General features: G+C 72.2%; 13 protein-coding genes and 1 riboswitch. Of the genes, 7 read left to right on the forward strand and 6 right to left on the reverse strand.

Translation table 11 applies throughout. The features are described 5' to 3' along the window. Window positions 1-4 precede the first annotated feature (4 nt). Window positions 5-1,423 carry a prenyltransferase/squalene oxidase repeat-containing protein gene (locus tag ACXR2U_RS01485; protein ID WP_458823142.1) on the reverse strand — a complete coding sequence of 473 codons (1,419 nt, stop codon included), beginning with the start codon at window positions 1,421-1,423 and terminating at the stop codon, window positions 5-7. 108 nt (window positions 1,424-1,531) lie between these two features. Continuing rightward, window positions 1,532-1,662, reverse strand: a riboswitch (cobalamin riboswitch). Between the two features lie 168 nt (window positions 1,663-1,830). Between ACXR2U_RS01485 and ACXR2U_RS01490 the strand changes: the two genes are divergently transcribed. The 4 genes from ACXR2U_RS01490 to ACXR2U_RS01505 all read left to right on the forward strand — a co-directional run bounded on the left by ACXR2U_RS01490 (window position 1,831) and on the right by ACXR2U_RS01505 (window position 9,963). Then, the gene (locus ACXR2U_RS01490) at window positions 1,831-3,102 is read left to right on the forward strand and encodes an ROK family transcriptional regulator (protein WP_458823143.1); all 1,272 of its coding nucleotides are present in this window, start codon (window positions 1,831-1,833) and stop codon (window positions 3,100-3,102) included. Further along, a complete protein-coding gene (locus ACXR2U_RS01495) occupies window positions 3,099-6,332 on the forward strand; it encodes a TIM-barrel domain-containing protein (RefSeq protein WP_458823144.1) in 3,234 nt (1,077 codons plus the stop codon). Before ACXR2U_RS01490 ends, ACXR2U_RS01495 begins: the two co-directional genes overlap by 4 nt. Before the next feature lie 92 nt (window positions 6,333-6,424). Continuing rightward, window positions 6,425-9,532 carry a discoidin domain-containing protein gene (locus ACXR2U_RS01500; RefSeq protein WP_458823145.1) on the forward strand — a complete coding sequence of 1,036 codons (3,108 nt, stop codon included), beginning with the start codon at window positions 6,425-6,427 and terminating at the stop codon, window positions 9,530-9,532. Between the two features lie 50 nt (window positions 9,533-9,582). Beyond that, window positions 9,583-9,963, forward strand: a complete 381-nt coding sequence (locus ACXR2U_RS01505; RefSeq protein ID WP_458823146.1) for a RidA family protein — start codon at window positions 9,583-9,585, stop codon at window positions 9,961-9,963. A 33-nt stretch (window positions 9,964-9,996) separates the two neighbouring features. Here the strand turns inward: ACXR2U_RS01505 and ACXR2U_RS01510 are convergent, their stop codons facing one another. After that, window positions 9,997-10,593, reverse strand: coding sequence for a sugar O-acetyltransferase (locus tag ACXR2U_RS01510; RefSeq protein WP_458823328.1), 597 nt, complete (start codon window positions 10,591-10,593; stop codon window positions 9,997-9,999). 71 nt (window positions 10,594-10,664) lie between these two features. Continuing rightward, entirely contained in the window at window positions 10,665-11,105 is a 441-nt protein-coding gene (locus ACXR2U_RS01515; RefSeq protein WP_458823147.1) for a MarR family winged helix-turn-helix transcriptional regulator, read from the reverse strand. Between the two features lie 99 nt (window positions 11,106-11,204). Between ACXR2U_RS01515 and ACXR2U_RS01520 the strand changes: the two genes are divergently transcribed. Beyond that, a complete protein-coding gene (locus ACXR2U_RS01520; RefSeq protein ID WP_458823148.1) occupies window positions 11,205-12,110 on the forward strand; it encodes an alpha/beta hydrolase in 906 nt (301 codons plus the stop codon). 85 nt (window positions 12,111-12,195) lie between these two features. Here the strand turns inward: ACXR2U_RS01520 and ACXR2U_RS01525 are convergent, their stop codons facing one another. Next, entirely contained in the window at window positions 12,196-12,435 is a 240-nt protein-coding gene (locus ACXR2U_RS01525; protein WP_458823149.1) for a hypothetical protein, read from the reverse strand. 152 nt (window positions 12,436-12,587) lie between these two features. On the opposite strand from ACXR2U_RS01525, the gene ACXR2U_RS01530 reads away from it, so the two are divergent. Beyond that, the gene (locus ACXR2U_RS01530) at window positions 12,588-14,753 is read left to right on the forward strand and encodes an amylo-alpha-1,6-glucosidase (protein WP_458823150.1); all 2,166 of its coding nucleotides are present in this window, start codon (window positions 12,588-12,590) and stop codon (window positions 14,751-14,753) included. A 40-nt stretch (window positions 14,754-14,793) separates the two neighbouring features. Here the strand turns inward: ACXR2U_RS01530 and ACXR2U_RS01535 are convergent, their stop codons facing one another. Continuing rightward, a complete protein-coding gene (locus tag ACXR2U_RS01535) occupies window positions 14,794-15,816 on the reverse strand; it encodes a hypothetical protein (protein WP_458823151.1) in 1,023 nt (340 codons plus the stop codon). Next, on the reverse strand, window positions 15,800-16,609 hold the full coding sequence (locus tag ACXR2U_RS01540; protein ID WP_458823152.1) for an ANTAR domain-containing protein: 810 nt from the start codon (window positions 16,607-16,609) through the stop codon (window positions 15,800-15,802). The genes ACXR2U_RS01535 and ACXR2U_RS01540 overlap by 17 nt, the downstream gene beginning before the upstream one ends. A 230-nt stretch (window positions 16,610-16,839) precedes the next feature. Here ACXR2U_RS01540 and ACXR2U_RS01545 point away from each other — a divergent pair, with 230 nt between their 5' ends. Beyond that, entirely contained in the window at window positions 16,840-17,904 is a 1,065-nt protein-coding gene (locus ACXR2U_RS01545) for a glycosyltransferase family 4 protein (protein WP_458823153.1), read from the forward strand. Window positions 17,905-18,029 lie beyond the last annotated feature (125 nt).

The raw sequence follows: 18,029 nt of genomic DNA on the forward strand, positions 1-18,029 counted from the left end.
CGGATCAGCTGCCGTACGCGAGCGAGACGGTGTCGCCGAGCTTGACGACCGCGCCGCGGCTGGCGGTACTCGCGCTCGACCCGTCGATGCTGAGCTTCCACGTCGAGGACGCCGTGTTGGTCCTGCCGTTGAGCGCGGTGATCGTGCCGGTCCCCGAGGTCGGCGACGCGCCGGTGACACACCCGGACGGTGACGCGTTCGCAGCGGCGGCGTCCAGAACCGCACCGAGGGTCGTGGTGGTCGACGTCGGCACGAACGGGACCTTGCACACGGTGAGGCCGCCGGTCGCGCCGGTGTCCACGACGAGCGCCACGCTCGTCGCGGTGCCGGACGTGAAGGAGGTGGTGGCCACCCAACGGGCCGCACCACCGGTGGGCGTCGGGGGTGCCGCGGTGAACCCGCCGCCGGCCAGGGCGCGGAGGGCGTCGATCGAGGAGTACGCGGTCGCGGTCGTGTTGGACGGCTGGTACCTGAACCCGCCGCTCGCGCTCAGCTGTTGGGCGATGAGGAAGTCGACCGGGGTCTTGCCGGCGGACGTGGTGAAAGTGCCGCCTTGCGCAGGGATCCCGCACGCGTTCAGACCGGACACCGCCCAGCCGTTGGAGTCGGTGTTCGCGCCGAACGCGGAGTTGAACGCACCGGTAGTGGTGACGAGTTTGCCGGCGAGGAAGTTGCGCGCGGCGACGACAGCGGTGTCGGTGGCGGGGACGCCGCTGCTGCACAGGGCCGCCATCGCCGCGCCGGTCATGTCGATGTCGCTGGTGGCGGCGAGCCGGGTGGCGTTGCCGGCGGCCTGGGTGAAGTCCCACCCGCCGTCGTCGTGCTGGTTCGCGCGGACCACCGCGGTCACGGTGTCGAGCAGTCGCTGCGGGACCCGCGCCGCGCCGGACTGGGTGCGCGCGCCCGCCAACGCGAGCAGGCCGAACACGGTTCCGTTGAAGTTCGCGGGTGGACCGAAGTAGCCCGGCGCGGCGGGCTGCCAGTACGAGGCCAGGTCGGCCAGCAGGTTGCGCTGGGCGGAGACCCGTGCCGGGTCGGTGCCGGCCGCGTACGTGTTGAGGATCCCGCGCTCGTAGTCGGTGACGACGGGAGCGCTGCTCGGCCACGTGCTCGCGGCGACCTGGTTGCGGTAGACCGCCCGGGCGTTCCCCCCGGTGTTGCCGGAGGGAACGACGTCGACGGCCGCGGTGCCGGCGGCGGCGAGAGCACTGAACGCCCACTCGTTCGACAGGCCCGAGGTGGTGAAGCTGCCGTCGGACGCCTGCAACGTCTTGACGTACGTGACGCCGCGCTGGACCGACGTCGCGACGGCGGCCGAGGTCGAGGTCGCCGCGGCGGGGACGGCCAGCGTGGTCGCCAACGCGGTCGTGGTGGCCAGGACGGTCAGGCCGAGAGCGGCGCGACGGGGGAAGGGCGTGGGCATCGGGGATCGAGCTCCTCGGGTGGGGGCGCAGGCGTCGAACGCCCCGCACCGCAGCCCGGAGGTCGCAGGAGCCGGGCGGCCGCCGCCCGCTCGCGTGGACAGGCTTCCGCAGTGACACGACGACCGCCAGGTGTTCGGACTCGGGCCGGTCGACCGGCCTCACCGTTGCGCGTCAGTCCCGGGTTCTCACCGGGTTCCCCTGTCAGTCGCTGGCGCGGAACGTACCGCGACACGCGAGACCCACCGCCGGCGGGACGTCGCCCGACGTCGGTGACGTCGGACGCGGAGGCGGTCGACGCCCCAGCAGAAACCGGTCGGTTTTGTACAAGTCTTGACGGAATTCGACCTCGCGGAGCACAGTGCCCGAGGCACGACGACGACGAGGTCGCGAGAGGGGTTCCGACGCAGTGACGCAGCAGGTGCTGCCCGCCCCCCGGCGGGTGCAGCCCACGAGTGGGGCCCTCCGCGCGGCCAACCGGGCGCGCGTGGTCGGTGTCCTCCGAGGCGCCGGGTGGGCCACCCGGGCCGAACTGGTGGAGCACACCGGGCTCTCCCGGGCCACGATCTCGAGCCTCCTCCACGAACTCGCCGTTCGCGGACTCATCGCCGAGCGTCCGCCCGCCGCGGCCGGTACTCCCGGCCGCCCGGCCTCCCAGGTCGCGCTCGACAAGTCCGCCGGAACCGCCATCGCCGTCGACATCGGCGTGCGGCACGTCGCCGTCGCCGTGGGCGACCTGTCGCACAGCGTGCTGGCGGAACGGTGGACCACCGTGCCGCGCGACCACACGGCCGACCGGGGCATCGACCTGGTGCTCGCCAAGATCGAGCAGGCCGTCGCCGAGGCCGACGTCGACGCCGACGCGTTGGTGGGGGCCGCGATCAGCATCGCCGCGCCCGTGACGGCCGGCGGCGGTCGGTTGGCGGTCCCCGACGTCCTGCCGGGATGGAACGGTTCAGTACTGGCCGAGCGGGTGGCCGACCGGTGGGACATCCCGGTCGTCACCGAGAACGACGCCAACCTCGGCGCGCTCGGCGAGGCCCTGCGCGAACCGGTCTCGGGCGACGGTGACGTGCTCTACGTCAAGGTCGCGAGCCGCATCGGCCTCGGCGTCGCGCGCGGCAGCCGGATCCTCCGCGGTCGCAGCGGGTACACGGGCGAGTTCGGGCACGTGACCGTGCACGACCGTGCCGAGCGCTGCTGGTGCGGGCGCCGCGGGTGCCTCGAGCTCTACGCCGGCGGCGACGGCATGCTGCGTCGGATCGGTTCCCGCGGGGGAGCGACGACCATCGCCGAACTCGTCGAACGTGCCCATGAATCGGACCGGGTACGTCGCGTGGTCGAGGACGGCGCGTCGGTGCTGGCCCAGGCGCTGGCCGACCTCGTCCTGGTCCTCGACCCCGCGCGCGTCGTCCTCGGCGGTGAGCTCGTCGCCCTGGGGTCCCTGCTCGAGGACCCCGTCCGGGCCGCGTTGACAACGTTGCCTTTCGGCCCGCCGGTCGACCTCACCGTCTCGCCGCTGGGCGAGCGGGCCTCACTCGTCGGTGCGCTGAGCCTCGTGCTCACCGAGACCACCCAGTTCGCCGACCGGTCCCAGGGCCGCGGCCCGACCACCGCCCCACCCCGTCCTCCGACCCTGCCCCTCGTGTCCCTCCCCACCGATCCAGGAGTTCGTCTGTGAAACGTCCCCTCCGTCCCGCCGTGCGTCGCTCGGTCGCCGCTCTCGCCGCGACCGCGCTCGGCGTGGGCCTCGCCGTGGCGTCGCAGCCACCCGCGGTCGCGGCAGCGACCGTGCCGGCCGCCCGCAACGCGGTCGTGTCCGGTCAGGCCCGCTTCGAGGTGCTCTCGCCCACCCTCATCCGCACCGAGTACGCCGGTGACGGCGCGTTCCTCGACGCCGCGACGTTCAACGCGGTCGGGCGCGACTCGTTCGCCAAGACGGCCTTCACGTCCAAGGTCGTCAACGGCTGGTTGACCATCGACACGAACGCCGTGACCTTGCGCTACAAGGTCGGGTCCGGCCCGTTCACCGCGAACAACCTCCAGCTCAAGGTGGACGACGGCGGCCACCGGATCACCGCGACCCCGTGGAGCGGCACGGCCGCGCCGAGCTGCACCGTCGGAGTGCGGTGTGAGGCCGAGGGTCTCGACCTCACCGGCCTCACCGAGGCCACCAACCACGCCGACTTCTCCGGGAGCGGGTTCGTCGCGGGCTTCGAACAGGTCGGCAACGCCCTGAGCTTCCGCGTGAACGTCGCGACGGCCGGCACCTACGACCTCGCCGCGCGCTACGCCAACTTCCAGGGCGGCGACGGTCAGATCACCACCCGCACATTGAGCGTGTCCGCCGACGGCGGTCCCGCCTCCACCCTGAGCCTGCCGCCGACGGCGAACTGGGACACGTGGGCCGTCGCCCGGGCTTCGGTCACGCTGGGGGCGGGGTCGCACACCGTCACCGTCGCGCGGTCCGCGAACGACTCGGGCAACCTCAACCTCGACAACGTCGCGGTGCTCACGCCGGGCGCCGACTACCCGCCGGTCGCGGCGCCGGTCGTCACGCCGTGTGCCTTCGGTGCGGTCTGCCAGGCCGAGACCGGTTCGCTCGCCGGCGGCGCGAAGGTCGCCACCGACCACAACGGCTACTCCGCCAAGGGTTTCCTCAGTGGGCTGGAGAACGTCGGCGCGTCCGACACGTTCACCGTGACCCGCGTGCCGAAGACCGGGAAGGCCTCGCTTCAGCTGCGGTACGCCAACAGCACCGCGGGCTCGCAGCCGGTCCAGACCCGGACCATGACCGTCCAGGTCGGCTCGGCGGCACCGACGACCGTCACCCTGCGCCCGACCAGCAGCTGGGACACGTGGCGGACGATCACCGTGCCCGTCGCGCTGACCGCCGGGACCGACCAGGTCACCCTCGGCTGCCCGACCGTTGCCAGCTGCAACGTCAACGTCGACACGGTCGCGTTCGTCGAGTCGGGTTCGCCCGTGCTCGATCCGCACGCCCCGCTCGGCGGGTACCGCCGCAGCATCGACGGCGTCGACGCCGGGGCGTTGACCAACCCCGGACTGCTCTACCAGGACGGCTGGTCGCTCATCGACGACACCCCGTCCGCCGTCCTCGACCCCTCCGTGCGCAAGGTGACCCCGCGTCCGTCGCACGGCGGCAAGCCCTACCAGGACGGCTACGTCTTCGGCTACGGGCAGCAGTACGGCGCGGCACTGCAGGACCTGTCGACGTTGACCGGACCGGCCAAGCTGTTGCCGCGTTGGGCCTACGGCACCTGGTATTCGGAGTACTACGACCGCACGGCGGCCGACTACGAGAACACGATCCTGCCGAAGTTCCGCAGTGAGGGCGTGCCCCTCGACGTCTTGGTCACCGACACCGACTTCAAGGTGCCGAACCAGTGGAACGGGTGGGAGATCGACCCCAGCAAGTTCCCGGACCCGAAGGCGTACTTCGACTGGGCCCACGCGCAGGGCCTGCACACGTCACTGAACATCCACCCGAGCATCCTGGCGTCGGACCCGCAGTTCGCGGCGGCCCAGGCGATCGCGAAGGGCAAGCTCAAGCCGGGCGCCTGTGGTGGCGGCGGTCAGGACTGCTACGTCTTCGACTTCGGCGACCCCGACCAGCTCGCGGCGTACCTCTCGCTGCACGACACCATGCAGGCACAGGGCAATGACCTGTGGTGGATGGACTGGTGCTGCGACTCCTCGACCTCGAGCCTGCCGGGCGTGACCGGCGACGCGTGGATCAACCAGGCGTACGCCGACTACACCCAGAAGACCGTCGACCGCGGGTTCGCGTTCTCCCGGGCCTACGGGACGCTCTCGACCGGCGGGTACGGCAACTCGACTCCCGCGGAAACCGGCCCGTGGGCGGACAAGCGCACCACGCTGCACTTCACCGGTGACACGACGTCGGACTGGGCGACGCTCGCCTACGAGGTCGGCTACACCCCGGGTGAGGGTGCGGCCACCGGTCTGCCGTCCATCAGCCACGACATCGGTGGTCACACCGGGGGTACGCAGTTCCCCGGGTCGGAACCGGGCTCGACCAAGCTCGCCGACGACCTCTACGCCCGGTGGGTGCAGTTCGGCACGTTCCAGCCCATCGACCGGCTGCACTCCAACCACAGCGACCGGCTGCCCTGGCAGTACGGCCCGGCGGCGGAGAGCTCGGCCGACGCGTTCCTGAACCTGCGGGAGAACCTGGTGCCCTACACGTACACGCTGGCCCAGCAGGCCAAGACGACCGGCTTGCCGATCGTGCGCCCGCTGTACCTGCAGTACCCGGACCAGCAGGAGGCCTACGCCCAGGCGGACGACGAGTACCTGTACGGGTCGGACTTCCTGGTCGCTCCGGTCACCACGCCCGGCACGAGCTCGACGTCGTCGGTGTGGTTCCCGGCCGGGTCCACCTGGACCGACTGGTTCACCGGCAAGACCTACAAGGGCGGCACCACCGCGCAGGTCACCACCGACCTGTCGACCATGCCCGTGTTCGTCCGCTCCGGCGGCATCGTCACCACCCGCACGAACAACGTGACCGGTGACGTGCAGAACCCGCTGACCGCCGCCACGGTGACCGTTGCACAGGGCGCCAACGGGTCGAGCACGCTCTACGAGGACGACGGCACCACGTCGTCCACCCGCTCGGCCACCACCGCGATCGCCGCGGCGGGCAACAAGGTCACGATCGGCGCCGCGATCGGTGCGTTCTCGGGTCAGGTCCAGAGCCGGGCCTGGACGGTGCGGTTCACCAACGCCACCGCGCCGACCGTGGTCAAGATCAACGGCACACGGGTGACGGCGGCGTCGTGGACGTGGGACTCGGCCACGCGCACGCTGACGGTCCACGCACCGAAGCGGACCGTGCACGACACGCTCGTCGTCTCGTACAGCTGAGCACCGCGCCGGGTCGGCGGACGCCCTGCGTCCGCCGACCCGGCCCCGCACCACACCTCCCCGCCCCACCTCCTCCAGAACGGCGACCCACCATGACCACCTCGGTCCGCACCATCCCCTTGCGCACGCGGGTCTCCGCTCTGACCCTGGGCGTGCTCGCCGCTGCGACGGCCACGGTCGCCGGTGGCCCCGCTGCCGCGGCGCCCGCGGCCCCCGCGGCGTCGTCCGCCGCGGGGTGGGTGCTCTCGACCACCGACACCGGGGCGGGGTACGCGCCGGCCTTCATCGGCAACGGCTACCTCGCGGCGCGCGTGCCGGCCGAAGGCGTCGGGTACAGCGCCTCGCCGATCCAGACCCAGGCGGAACTCGCGGGGTTCTACGGTCAGCCGGACTCCTTCGAGAAGCGGGCCAGTCTCCCGATGTGGACGTCGCTGGCGTTCGGAGACGGCACCACCTCGTACGGCGGGTTGCCGCCGGGCTTCACCTGCGCGTTCGGGGTGCTGTGCCCCGGCGCGTACGCCGAGACGTCCGGCGGCGCGGACATCGAGTCCGACCACAGCGGTTCGACCGTTCCGGGGTTCCTCGCGGGCCTCGCCCACAACAGCGCGCCGTTCATCGGCGCCACCGGCACCTTCCCCGTGACCGGCGCGCCGGCCGGACCTGCCACGGTCGCCGTCCGGTACGCCAACGGCACCGGCGCGACGCAGACGGTGTCGCTCGGCGTCAACGGCAGCTACCAGCAGCTCACCCTGCCGCCACTGGCGAACTGGGACACCTGGGGGGTCGTGCAGGTGCCGGCCACCCTCACCGCCGGGGCGAACCGCCTGGAGATCACCACGCGGGAGGGTGACTCGGCCCAGGTCAACGTCGACTACGTGACGGCGTTCCCGGTCGGCGCGGACCTGCCCACGGCCGTCGCGCCGAAGCCCACCGTCGGCACCACCTCGCACTACCGCCAGTCGCTCGACATGCGCACCGGCACCATCACCACCTCGCTGGACTGGACGGCCCCGAGCGGTCGGAAGTCGACCCTGACGTACGCCGTCGCCGCCGACCAGTCGCACGGCCACCTCGGAACCGTCACCCTCACCGTCGTGCCGCACTGGAGCGGTGCCGCCACCGTCGGGGACCTGCTCGACGGCCGCAGCCTGGACACCGCGACCGTCACGGCCTCCTCGGTCGACCAGAAGTCCGCGACCCTGCAGGAGACGGTCACCACGACCGGCGGGCTGGTCACCGCCGGGGTCGCGTCCTCGCTGCGCGTGGGCGACCTCGTCGTCCCGACGCGCCCGATCGCGGACCTGCCCGCCGGCACCGTCGGCCAGCAGGCCAAGCTCAAGGTCGTCAGCGGCCGGAGCTACACGATCACCAAGTTCGTCGGCGTCGCGTCCTCGGTGGACACCGACCGGACGCTCACCGACGCCACTCCGCAGCAGGCCGCAATGGCGGCCTCGGAGGAGGGCGCCACCACCGGCACCGCCGGGGTGGCCGGACGCACCGCCACCGCGTGGGCACGGCTGTGGCAGTCCGACATCCGCATCCCCGGTGACCCCGCGATGACCGCGCAGATCCGCGCCGCGATGTTCTACCTGCTCGAGAGCACCCGGCCGGGCGTCAGCTGGAGCGCGAGCCCCGGTGGTCTGTCGTCCGACGGCTACAACGGCCACGTCTTCTGGGACATGGAGACGTGGATGTACCCGGCGTTGCTCGCCCAGCACCCGGACTTCGCCGTGGAGGCCGACACCTACCGGCAGAAGCTGCTGCCCGCGGCACAGGCCGCGGCGGCCGCCCTCTCCACCCCGGACCACCCCATCGCCGGGGCGAAGTACCCGTGGGAGTCGGCCTTGACCGGCGTCGAGTCGACCCCGCCCGGCAACCCCGAGGGCACGCAGGAACTGCACGTGCAGTCCGAAATCGCCCTCGCGCAGTGGCAGTACTACCAGGCGTCCGGTGACAAGACGTACCTCGCGAAGGCCTGGCCGGTGCTGCGGGACATCGCGGCGTACTGGGCCACGCGCGCCACCGCGTCGGCCGACGGCAGCTACGGCATCGCCGACGTCCAGGGCCCCGACGAGTACCACACGAACGTCGACGACAGCGTGACCACCAACGCCGGCGCGCAAGCCGCGCTGCGGATTGCGGTGCAGGCTGCAACGGTTCTCGGTGAGACGCCGGACCCGATGTGGACGACCGTCGCCGACGGCATGCGGATCCCGTACGACGCCACCAACGGCATCCACCCCGAGTACGACGGCTACGACGGCGCCACGATCAAGCAGGCCGACGTGACGCTGCTGCAGTACCCGTTCAACGTGCCGATGAGCAAGGCCGTGGGACAGAACGACCTCGACTACTACACCGAGCACACCGACCTCGGTGGGCCGTCGATGACCGACGCCATCGCGTCGATCGTGGCCTCGCAGTTGGGGTCACCCGGGTGCTCGTCGTACACCTACCTCCAGCGCAGCTCGACGCCGTTCCTCACCCGCCCCTTCGACCAGGCGCGGGAGACGCGCACCGGCGGCGCGTTCACGTTCACGACCGCGGAAGGCGGTTACCTACAGGAGTTCCTCTACGGGTTCACGGGTCTGCGGTGGGGGACCGGTGCCGTGACGCTCGACCCGTCCCTCCCGCCGCAGCTGCCCGGCGTCAACCTCACCGGGTTGCACTGGCAGGGGCGGACCTTCGACGTCGCGGTCGGCTCCAGCAAGACCACCGTCACGCTCACCGCCGGCCCGGCGATGCCGATCCGTCTCGCCGACGGACGGACGAAGACCGTCACCCGCAACGCCGCGCTGACGCTCCCGACCCGGCAGCCGGCCGCGACCCCGACGGCCGACGTCGCCCGGTGCGCCCCGGTCACCGCCACGAGTGCCGATCCGAGCTACCCGCCGGTCGGCGCGGTCGACGGCACCGACGCGACGTCCTGGAACGCCACCGCGCCGGGCGCGAGCCTCACCGTGGACCTCGGCACGGCCCGTCCGGTGCACACCGTCGAGGTGCGGACTCCCGCGACCACGACGGCGTACACGATCCAGGTCTCCGCGGACGGCAGTTCCTGGACCACGGTCGTCACGCAGGGCGCGTCGAGCCGGTCGGCGACGAGTCACAACGTGGATCCCGCCGTCACGGCTCGCTACGTGAGGTACGTCGCCGCCGCGGGCGCCTCGGCCCAGGTGAGCTCGCTGGTCGTGACCTGACGCGCGCGCTCCCGGCGTGGGAGGGTGTGTCGACCCGGAGGAGACCACCCGTGCCACGACAGATCATCACGACACCCGACGCGCCGAGTTCACCGCTGTTCAGCCAAGGCGTCCGGGCCGGCTCGCTGGTGCTCGTCTCGGGCATGACGGGAGTCGTTCCCGCCACCGGTGCCATGGCCGGCGCGACGATCCAGGAACAGACCCGTCGGGCCCTGACGAACTGCCGGGCGGTCCTGGCAGCCGGAGGGGCGGACCTGGACGACGTGATCGAGGTGGGGGTCCTGCTGACCGATCCGGACGACTTCGCCGGGATGAACGAGGAGTACGCCCGCTGGTTCCCCGTCGACCCGCCCACCCGCTACGCCGCGAAACTCGGCGCCGCGTTCCCCGGTCTGCTCGTGTCGATCCGGATGACCGCGTCCCTCGCCTGACCGTCCCACGAGGTCTGCGCTCCGGCGCGGGCTCTACTCCTCGTGCGGCGGCCGCGGCTGCCGGGGGGTGAAGACGGCGTCGCGTTCGTTGATCGGACGCAGGACGCGGCACGGCACCCCGCCGGCGACGACGCCGGCGGGGACGTCGCGGGTGACGACCGCTCCGGCGGCCACGACGGATCCGCGGCCGATCGTGACCCCGGGCAGGAGCACGACCTGCGCGCCGATCCAGACGTCGTCCTGGATGGTGACGGGCAGGGAGAACTGCCGCCCACCTCGGCGGAGGTCGGGGTGGACGGGATGACCGGCGGTGCTGATCGTGACGTTCGGTCCGCACAGGACCCGGTCTCCGATGGTGACCTGCGCGTCGTCGACGACGACCAGGTTGAAGTTGGCGTAGAAGTCGCGTCCGATGTGGGTGTGTGATCCGTAGGCGACGTGCAGCGGCGGTTCGATGAACGCGTCCGGGCCGAGGTCGCCGAACAGTTCCGCCAGCAGCCGCTGACGTTCCTCGGCCTCGGAACCGCGCGTGAGGTTGTAGCTGTCGGCGAGGTCCTTGCCGCGGAGTCGCGCCGCTTCGAGGTCCTCGTTCCCCTCACCGAAGTCCACGTAGAGCGCACCGGAGTTCATCACGGCCCGGTGTCCGTCGGCGGGGTCGGTCACGGGGGCGCACGCTACCGCCCGACCTCCCGTCGCCGGGATCAGCTCTCGTCGGAACCCGCTTCGGCGGCGGCGCGCAGCGTCCGCAGGGACCGGCCGAGCTGCGCGGTGGCTCTCTCCCCGAGGGGCCCGGCCAGCCGGTCCGCGAGTTCGTCGTCGACCACCTGGGTCGCGGCGGTCAGTGCGACCCGGCCCGCGCCGGTGAGTTCGAGCAGCGAGGACCGGCGGTTGGCCGGGTTGGGTCGGCGCACGATGAGGCCCTGCTTCTCGAACCGGTCGACCGCTTGGCTGACCCCGCCGACGGTGATGGCGAGCGCGTCGGCGAGGTCTTGGACGCGGCAGTCGACGGTCCGGCTGATGACCGTCATGGCGTTGAAGGCGCCGAGGCTGACGCCGCACCGTTCGAGCAGCACGGCGTCGACGGAGTTCCACAGCATGGTCTCCAGTCGGACCAGATCGTCGAACACCTGCCAGTAGTCCACGGGTTGCCTCCTCGGTACGCGAGGCGACCTTAGCAGCTCGATCCACAGCGGCATGATTCTTAGTGCTAATGTTCTTAGTGGCAGAATGTCACCGACTTCGTGGAGGACTCCATGTCCGAGCAGCAACGCACCACCGTGGACGCACTCCTGCGCCACGCCCCGATGGACTTCGGAGGCGACGTCACCGAGCAGCGCGTGGTGCTGCACGAGGTGCTCACCGCGCAGCCGGTACCCGGCGACGTCGGGGTCACGCCGATCGCGCTCGGAGGCGTCCCCGCGCTGGAGGTCGTCATCGACGGTCAGACGCCGCTCGGGACCGTCCTCTACTTCCACGGCGGGGTCTTCGCCCTCGGATCAGCGGCGGATTCGGTCGGTCTGGCCGCGGATCTCGCGCGGCGCGCCCAGGTCCGCGTCGTCACCGTCGACTACCGCCTCGCCCCCGAGCATCCTCACCCGGCGGCCCCCGACGACGCACTCGCCGCCTACCGCGGGTTGCTGGACTCCGGCGTCGACCCGGCGACCGTCACCATCGCCGGTGAGTCCGCCGGCGGCAACCTCGCCGCCGTCACCCTGGTCAACATCCGCGACGCGGGCCTGCCGATGCCGAGCGCCGGCCTGCTGATGTCTCCGTGGGTCGACCTCGCCGTCAGCGGGGCGAGCGCCACGAGCAAGGCCGCGGACGACCCGGCACTCACCGCCGACGCCCTCCGCGTGCGAGCCCGCGACTACCTGCGGGGCACCGATCCCGCCGCACCCACCGTCAACCCCGTCCACGCCGACCTGCGTGGTCTGCCCCCACTGCTCGTCCAGGTCGGCACCCACGAGATCCTGCTCGACGACGCGATCCGGCTCGCCGGCCGGGCCGCCGCCGACGACGTCACGGTCGTCCTCGACGTCACCGCGGGCGTGCCGCACGTGTTCCAGGCGTTCGCAGCCGTCCTCGACGAAGGCGCCGCCGCCCTGGACCGGGCCGCCGGGTTCGTGCGGGCGCACCTCGCCGCCTGAGCCCCAGGGTGAGGTCGAGGTCTTCCGGGTCCGTACACGGGATGGAGCTCGTCGAGTTCTCCGGCGACGGCCCGCACGGCGCCGCTCAGGCCCGCGGAGCGAGCTCGTAGACCGGGCCCAGGTCCGTCCCACTGGTGTCGTCCACGCGGTGCAGGATCTTCGGTTCGGTGTGCAACAGTTCGTGGACAGCTGAGCGGGTGCGTTCCAGATCGAGGCCGGCGTGCCGCGCGATGTCGTCGAGGTGGGGAGCCGACGTGGCGTCCTCCAACTCGGCGACGGCGCGGTACACCGTGGCCTCGTCCCCGCCGAGCTCCTCCACGCGCATGCGGTTCCTCCTCGTCGCTCGCTCGTCGCTGGACCGCCATCACAGCCGACCTAACCCCGGCACCACCATCGGCAGAACGGCCCATTGCCGCGACGCGGCTGCACGACGGAGGTTGGACGGGCCGGACGCGGCGACGACGGAGGGTCACGACGATGGACACCCCACGGCCGGTGTTGCCCCCGCGGGGTGAGCCCGCGGTCGGAGGCGGCTCGGTGACCGTGGTCGAGGGGTCGTCCTTCTGCATCTGCTCGTCCGGGGGAGACATCGGCGGCAACGGCCCGAGCGGGGTGTTCTTCCGCGACACCCGCATCCTCTCGCGGTGGGAGCTGCGCGTCGACGACGAGGTCCCCGACCCGTTGTCGGCCACGACCCCCGATCCCTACCGGGCCCTCTTCCTCGGTCGGCTCCCGCGGCGGCTCGGCCGAACCGACACCAACCTGCTGGTGCAGCGTGAGCGGCGGATCGGCAACGGGATGCGGGAGGACCTGGTGCTGCGCAACCCGGGCTCGGAACCGGCGAGGTGCACCGTCACGATCACGCTCGAGGCGGACTTCGCTGACATCTTCGAAGCCAAGGAGGGGCGCGTCCAGCCGCGGGGGGAACTGCGGGTGCACGCCGGGGACGACCTCCTGTGCCTCGACCTGCACTGGCGGGGCACCCACCGTGGAACGGTGATCGAGGCGCCCGGCGGCGCGTTCGTCGTCGCCGCGGGCATCGGGTCCGGGGCCGGACGCATCCAGTACGACGCCGTGGTCCCCGCGCGGGGACGGTGGTCCACGTCGCTGCTGGTCGGTCCGGTCGTCGACGGGGAGCCGGTCGAGCCGTTCTTCCCGCTGGACCGGCCGGGACAGGAGTCCCTGCCGGCGCGGCGACTGGAGCGCTGGCGGCAGACCACACCGATCGCGACGACCGGGAACGAGAGCCTGCAGCGGACGTTGCGCCGGAGCCAGGAGGACATCGGGGCACTGCGCATCTTCGACCCGGAAGACCCGACGGTTGCGGCGGTTGCCGCGGGGGCTCCGTGGTTCATGGCGCTGTTCGGTCGTGACTCCCTCCTCACGGCGTACATGGCGATGCCGGTCGACCGGAGTCTGGCGCTCGGCACCCTGAAGACGCTCGCACGCCACCAGGGCCGCGTGACGGACCCGGTGACCGAGGAGGAGCCGGGCCGCATCCTGCACGAGATCAGGTTGGGCGTGGACTCCGGTCTCTCACTCGGTGGCGGCAGCATCTACTACGGGACCGCCGATGCCACCCCGCTGTTCGTCGTGCTGCTCGGCGAGTTCGCCCGGTGGGGAGGAGAACGCCACGCGGTGAGGGAGCTGCTGCCGCACGCGGACCGCGCTCTGGCGTGGGTCGAACGCCACGGCGACCGCGACGGGGACGGCTTCGTCGAGTACCACCGGACGACCGACCGCGGGCTCGCGAACCAGGGGTGGAAGGACTCGTGGGACGGCATCACCTTCGCCGACGGCCGGCCGGCCGAGTCGCCGATCGCCGTGTGTGAGGTGCAGGGGTACGCCTACGCCGCCTACCGGGCCCGCGCGGCGCTGGCCCGGTGGTGGGATGACGAAGACGGGTTCCAGCACTGGTCGGAACGTGCGTCGGCGCTCAAGACCGCGTTCAACGCACGCTTCTGGCTCCCGGAGAAGAACCTGTACGCCCTCGCTCTGGACCGCGACAAGAACCCGGTCGACGCCTGCGCCTCCAACATGGGCCACCTGCTGTGGAGCGGCATCGTCGACGCGGACAAGGCAGGCGCCGTCGCGGAGCATCTCCTCTCCCCGGAGATGTTCAGCGGGTGGGGCGTTCGCACGCTCAGCAGCGCCATGGGCGCCTTCGACCCGGTGAGCTACCACAACGGCTCGGTGTGGCCGCACGACAACGCCTTCCTCGTCGCCGGACTGATGCGGTACGGCTTCGTGGCGTCGGCGCAACGCATCGCCGAGGGGTTGCTCGAGGCGGCCGAGTTCTTCGACGGGCGGTTGCCCGAGCTCTTCTGCGGTTTCGACCGCGACGAGTTCCCCGAGCCGGTGCCCTACCCGACCTCCTGCTCGCCGCAGGCGTGGGCCTCCGCCACCCCGGTGCAGCTCATCCGGACCCTGCTGCGATTCGATCCGGAGCTCCCGCAGGCGACGCTCTCGGTGGACCCGGCGCTTCCGCCGTCCTTCACGCCGCTCAGGGTCGAGGGGGTGACGCTCGGGGAGGGCACCGTCAGCGTGGAGGTGACAGCTGACCGGACGCTGGTGGAAGGCGTACCGCGGGGCGTCGAGGTGAGCCTCGAGCCGTACCCGTCGGGGGATTCCCGCTCGGTGTGACAGGGGCACGCGTCAACCGACGCCGTGCCCAGCTCACCGTTCACGCGCGCGCCGACACCCCGGGCGGGATGCGCAACCCCCGGCGTAGCGCGCGGACCGCGGCGACCGCGAGGTCACGGGTGCCCAGGACGAACAGCACCCGTTCCAGGGAATCGGCCGCGACCCGCGGCGCCACGCGCAGCCCGCGTGCGAGGGCGGCAGGGTCGGCGACGCCCTCGACCACCAGACCCAGCAGCCGCAGGTCGCCCACCGTGAGGCCGAGCAGATCGCCGGGCGGGCCGACGAGCACGGCGGCACTGAGGTGGTCGAGCTCCGGGCGGGCCAGGTCCAGCGCGACCACCCGGCGCAGCCGATCCTCGGAGCCCGGCGCCTCGCAGAGGAACGAGAGGTACGGCCCACCCGCGGCCAGTTCGTCCGCGACGACGGTGAGGACCCGCGAACCCGGTGCCACCAGGCGGTCACCGGGCAGGCCCGGCATCGCGAGGACGTCGCCGGCGCGGCTGAGGACGACCCCGGCGTCGGCGGTCCCGACGATGCCGGCGGTCTCCGCGATGTCGCGGGTGCGGTCGACGTTCTCCGCGATCGCGGTCGTGACGGCCGCGACCAGCGCACGGTCGGCCGCGGTGGGCCGCGACCGGTCCGACGAGATCAGGCTGAGGAAGCCCACGTGCCGGCCCCGTGCGGTGAACAACGCGGAGGCGAGGCCGTTCCGGAACCCGGCTGGCAGCAGGTGGTCGGCCCACGCCGCGACGTCCGACAGCGGCACGGGGACCTCCGTCGCCAGCATCGGCGGTCGGCGGCCGTTGAGACCCAACCGCTCCACCTCGTCGTCGGCATCCGGCCGGGCGAAGTAGGCGCGCAGAGGCGCGGTCGCACCCACGGTGGCGAGCGGCGTGTGGAGTCGACGCTCGGGGTCGCGCACCGCGAGCCACCCGGCGTCGAAGGGCAGCCTCTCGCCGAGCTGCTGCAGCACCGCTCGGGCGCGGTCCTCGACGGTGGAGCAGGAGGACACGAGCGCTGCGAGCTCCCGTCGCAGCGCGGCGATGTCACGCGATGTGCTCATCCGCCCGAGCATCCCGCGCCCGCAACCGGGGGGAGCGTGCCGGCGGGAGTTCGAGCGTCCCGGTGTCGGCGACCTCGCTGGCCACATCGCGCAACTTGCGGTTCGCGCGTTGACTCGCGATGCGCAACAGGTCGAACGCCTGACTGCGTTCGATGCGGTGTCGGGCCATGAGCACGCCCATGCCCACGCCGATCTCGCGGTTGGACGTGAGCGCCACCGTCAGGTTGCGGGCCTGCTCCCGGCTCACCACCGCGGCGACGGCCAGGCCCATCAAGGCGACGCAGCGATCAGCACGGTCGCGTGCACCCGCGCCGTCGAACGCCGCCGCCTGGTCCGCGTAGAAGGTGACGACGTACGGGCAGTCCTCGACGGTGCTGACCACGACACGGGCGGCCAGTACGCCGCGCACGCCCCGCGCGTGCGCCTGCGCCGCGAGCTCCGGCCATCGTCCGTCCGCTGCGAGGTCCGACGTCACACACTCCGCCCGGTCGGCGGCGAGCACGCTCACGGACGGTCCGGTGCCCAGCCGGCACTGCGTCGCGTCCATGTCGCGCGCCGCGCGGTCGGACGCGGCACAGACGACCAACCCTCCGTGCACCGCACGGGACAGACCGGCCCACCGAGCCTCCGGCATCAACGACGCGGCGGCCCCAGCCAGGGCCGACAACGTCGCGGACCCCTTCCGCCCCTCGATGATCCCGCGGGCGAGAGCGGCGAGGATCTCGATGTCGCTGCGGGTGTCGGGCGCGTTCGCGTCCACCGGGGTGGGGTGCTCGTCGGCTACCGCCTGCATGGCGGCTCCTCCTTCGTGGCGGGCGACCGTCGTCCGTTCCGGTCGCGGACTCGTTGTCGAGTACACCGGCTCAGCCGGGCCTGCGACATCGGTCGTCCTGCCGATCCCGGCACATCTCGTCCTCGTCCGCACCGGTCGCTCTGCCGATGGTCGCGACGTCCGTGACGGGATTGCATGGGGTGCCGCCCCCACCGTGCCCGACCTGGGCCACGCTTCGAGGAGTTCCCGTCATGCGCATCGGTCTCATCGCCCCGCCCGCCGTTCCGGTCCCGCCGCCTGCGTACGGCGGCACCGAGTCGGTCGTGGACCACCTGGCCCGTGGCCTGGTCCGCGCCGGTCACGAGGTGGTGCTGGCCGCAGCCTCGAACAGCACGTGCCCGGTGCCGCAACTCCCCGACGGTCCCCGAGCCGGCGTCGGTGCACCCGTCTGCGCCGACACGGTCACCGAACTCCGTCACGTCGTGCGCAGTTACGCCGCGTTCGACGAAGCACAGGTCGACCTCGTGCACGACCACACGATGGCCGGTCCCCTCTACAGCCGGCCCATCGGCCGGACGCCCGTGGTGACCACGGCCCACGGACCGTTCAACGCCCTCCTCGCTCCGCTCTACCGAGCCATGCGGCAGGCCTTCCTCGTCGCGATCTCGCACCACCAGGCCTCGACCGCGAGCGGGATGGACATCGCCGCCGTGATCCACCACGGCATCGACGTCGGCACGGTCCCGATCGGCCGCGGCGACGGCGGGTACGCCAGCTTCCTCGGACGCATGTGCCCCGAGAAGGGGCCGCGGCAGGCGGCGCTCGTCGCCCGGGCGGCCGGGGTCCCGTTGCGCATGGCGGCCAAGCTCCGGGAGCCGGCCGAACGCGAGTACTTCGAGGCCGAGGTCCGGCCGCTGCTCGGACACGACATCGAGTTCCTGGGGGAACTCGGCAGCGCCGACAAGCTCGAGCTGATCGGGGGTTCCTGTGCGCTGGTGAACCCCCTGCAGTGGGACGAGCCGTTCGGGTTGGTGATGGTCGAGGCGCTGGCGACCGGAACGCCGGTGGTGGCCACGGTGGCCGGCTCCGCCCCGGAGATCATCGAGGACGGGGTCACGGGTTTCGTCCGGAACGGCATCAGGGCGATGGCGACAGCCCTGCTCGAGGCGGCGGACCTCGACCGCGCGGCGTGCCGGGTCTCGGCCGAGGAGCGCTTCTCGACGGAACGCATGGTCACCGAGCACATCCAGCTCTACGAGGCGGTCACATCCCGCACGCCGTCCGTGGGCCGACCGGTCCGGGCGGTCGCCGTCTGAGGAGATCAGCCGCCCACCGCACGTGGCGGCCGTACCCGGGTGTGACTGCCGGAGTCCACGCCGCGGCGCCGGACGTCGCTACACTGACGGTGGTTCATGACGGAGCCCGTCGGCTGCCGGAACAA

This window comes from Jatrophihabitans sp. YIM 134969 (assembly GCF_054456675.1).

Bases quoted from the DNA above. Each gene is read 5' to 3' on its own strand.
- ACXR2U_RS01485 (WP_458823142.1), bottom strand. From the start codon at position 1,423: ATGCCCACGCCCTTCCCCCGTCGCGCCGCTCTCGGCCTGACCGTCCTG.
- ACXR2U_RS01500 (WP_458823145.1), top strand. From the start codon at position 6,425: ATGACCACCTCGGTCCGCACCATCCCCTTGCGCACGCGGGTCTCCGCT.
- ACXR2U_RS01510 (WP_458823328.1), bottom strand. From the start codon at position 10,593: ATGAACTCCGGTGCGCTCTACGTGGACTTCGGTGAGGGGAACGAGGAC.
- ACXR2U_RS01525 (WP_458823149.1), bottom strand. From the start codon at position 12,435: ATGCGCGTGGAGGAGCTCGGCGGGGACGAGGCCACGGTGTACCGCGCC.
- ACXR2U_RS01530 (WP_458823150.1), top strand. From the start codon at position 12,588: ATGGACACCCCACGGCCGGTGTTGCCCCCGCGGGGTGAGCCCGCGGTC.
- ACXR2U_RS01535 (WP_458823151.1), bottom strand. From the start codon at position 15,816: ATGAGCACATCGCGTGACATCGCCGCGCTGCGACGGGAGCTCGCAGCG.
- ACXR2U_RS01540 (WP_458823152.1), bottom strand. From the start codon at position 16,609: ATGCAGGCGGTAGCCGACGAGCACCCCACCCCGGTGGACGCGAACGCG.
- ACXR2U_RS01545 (WP_458823153.1), top strand. From the start codon at position 16,840: ATGCGCATCGGTCTCATCGCCCCGCCCGCCGTTCCGGTCCCGCCGCCT.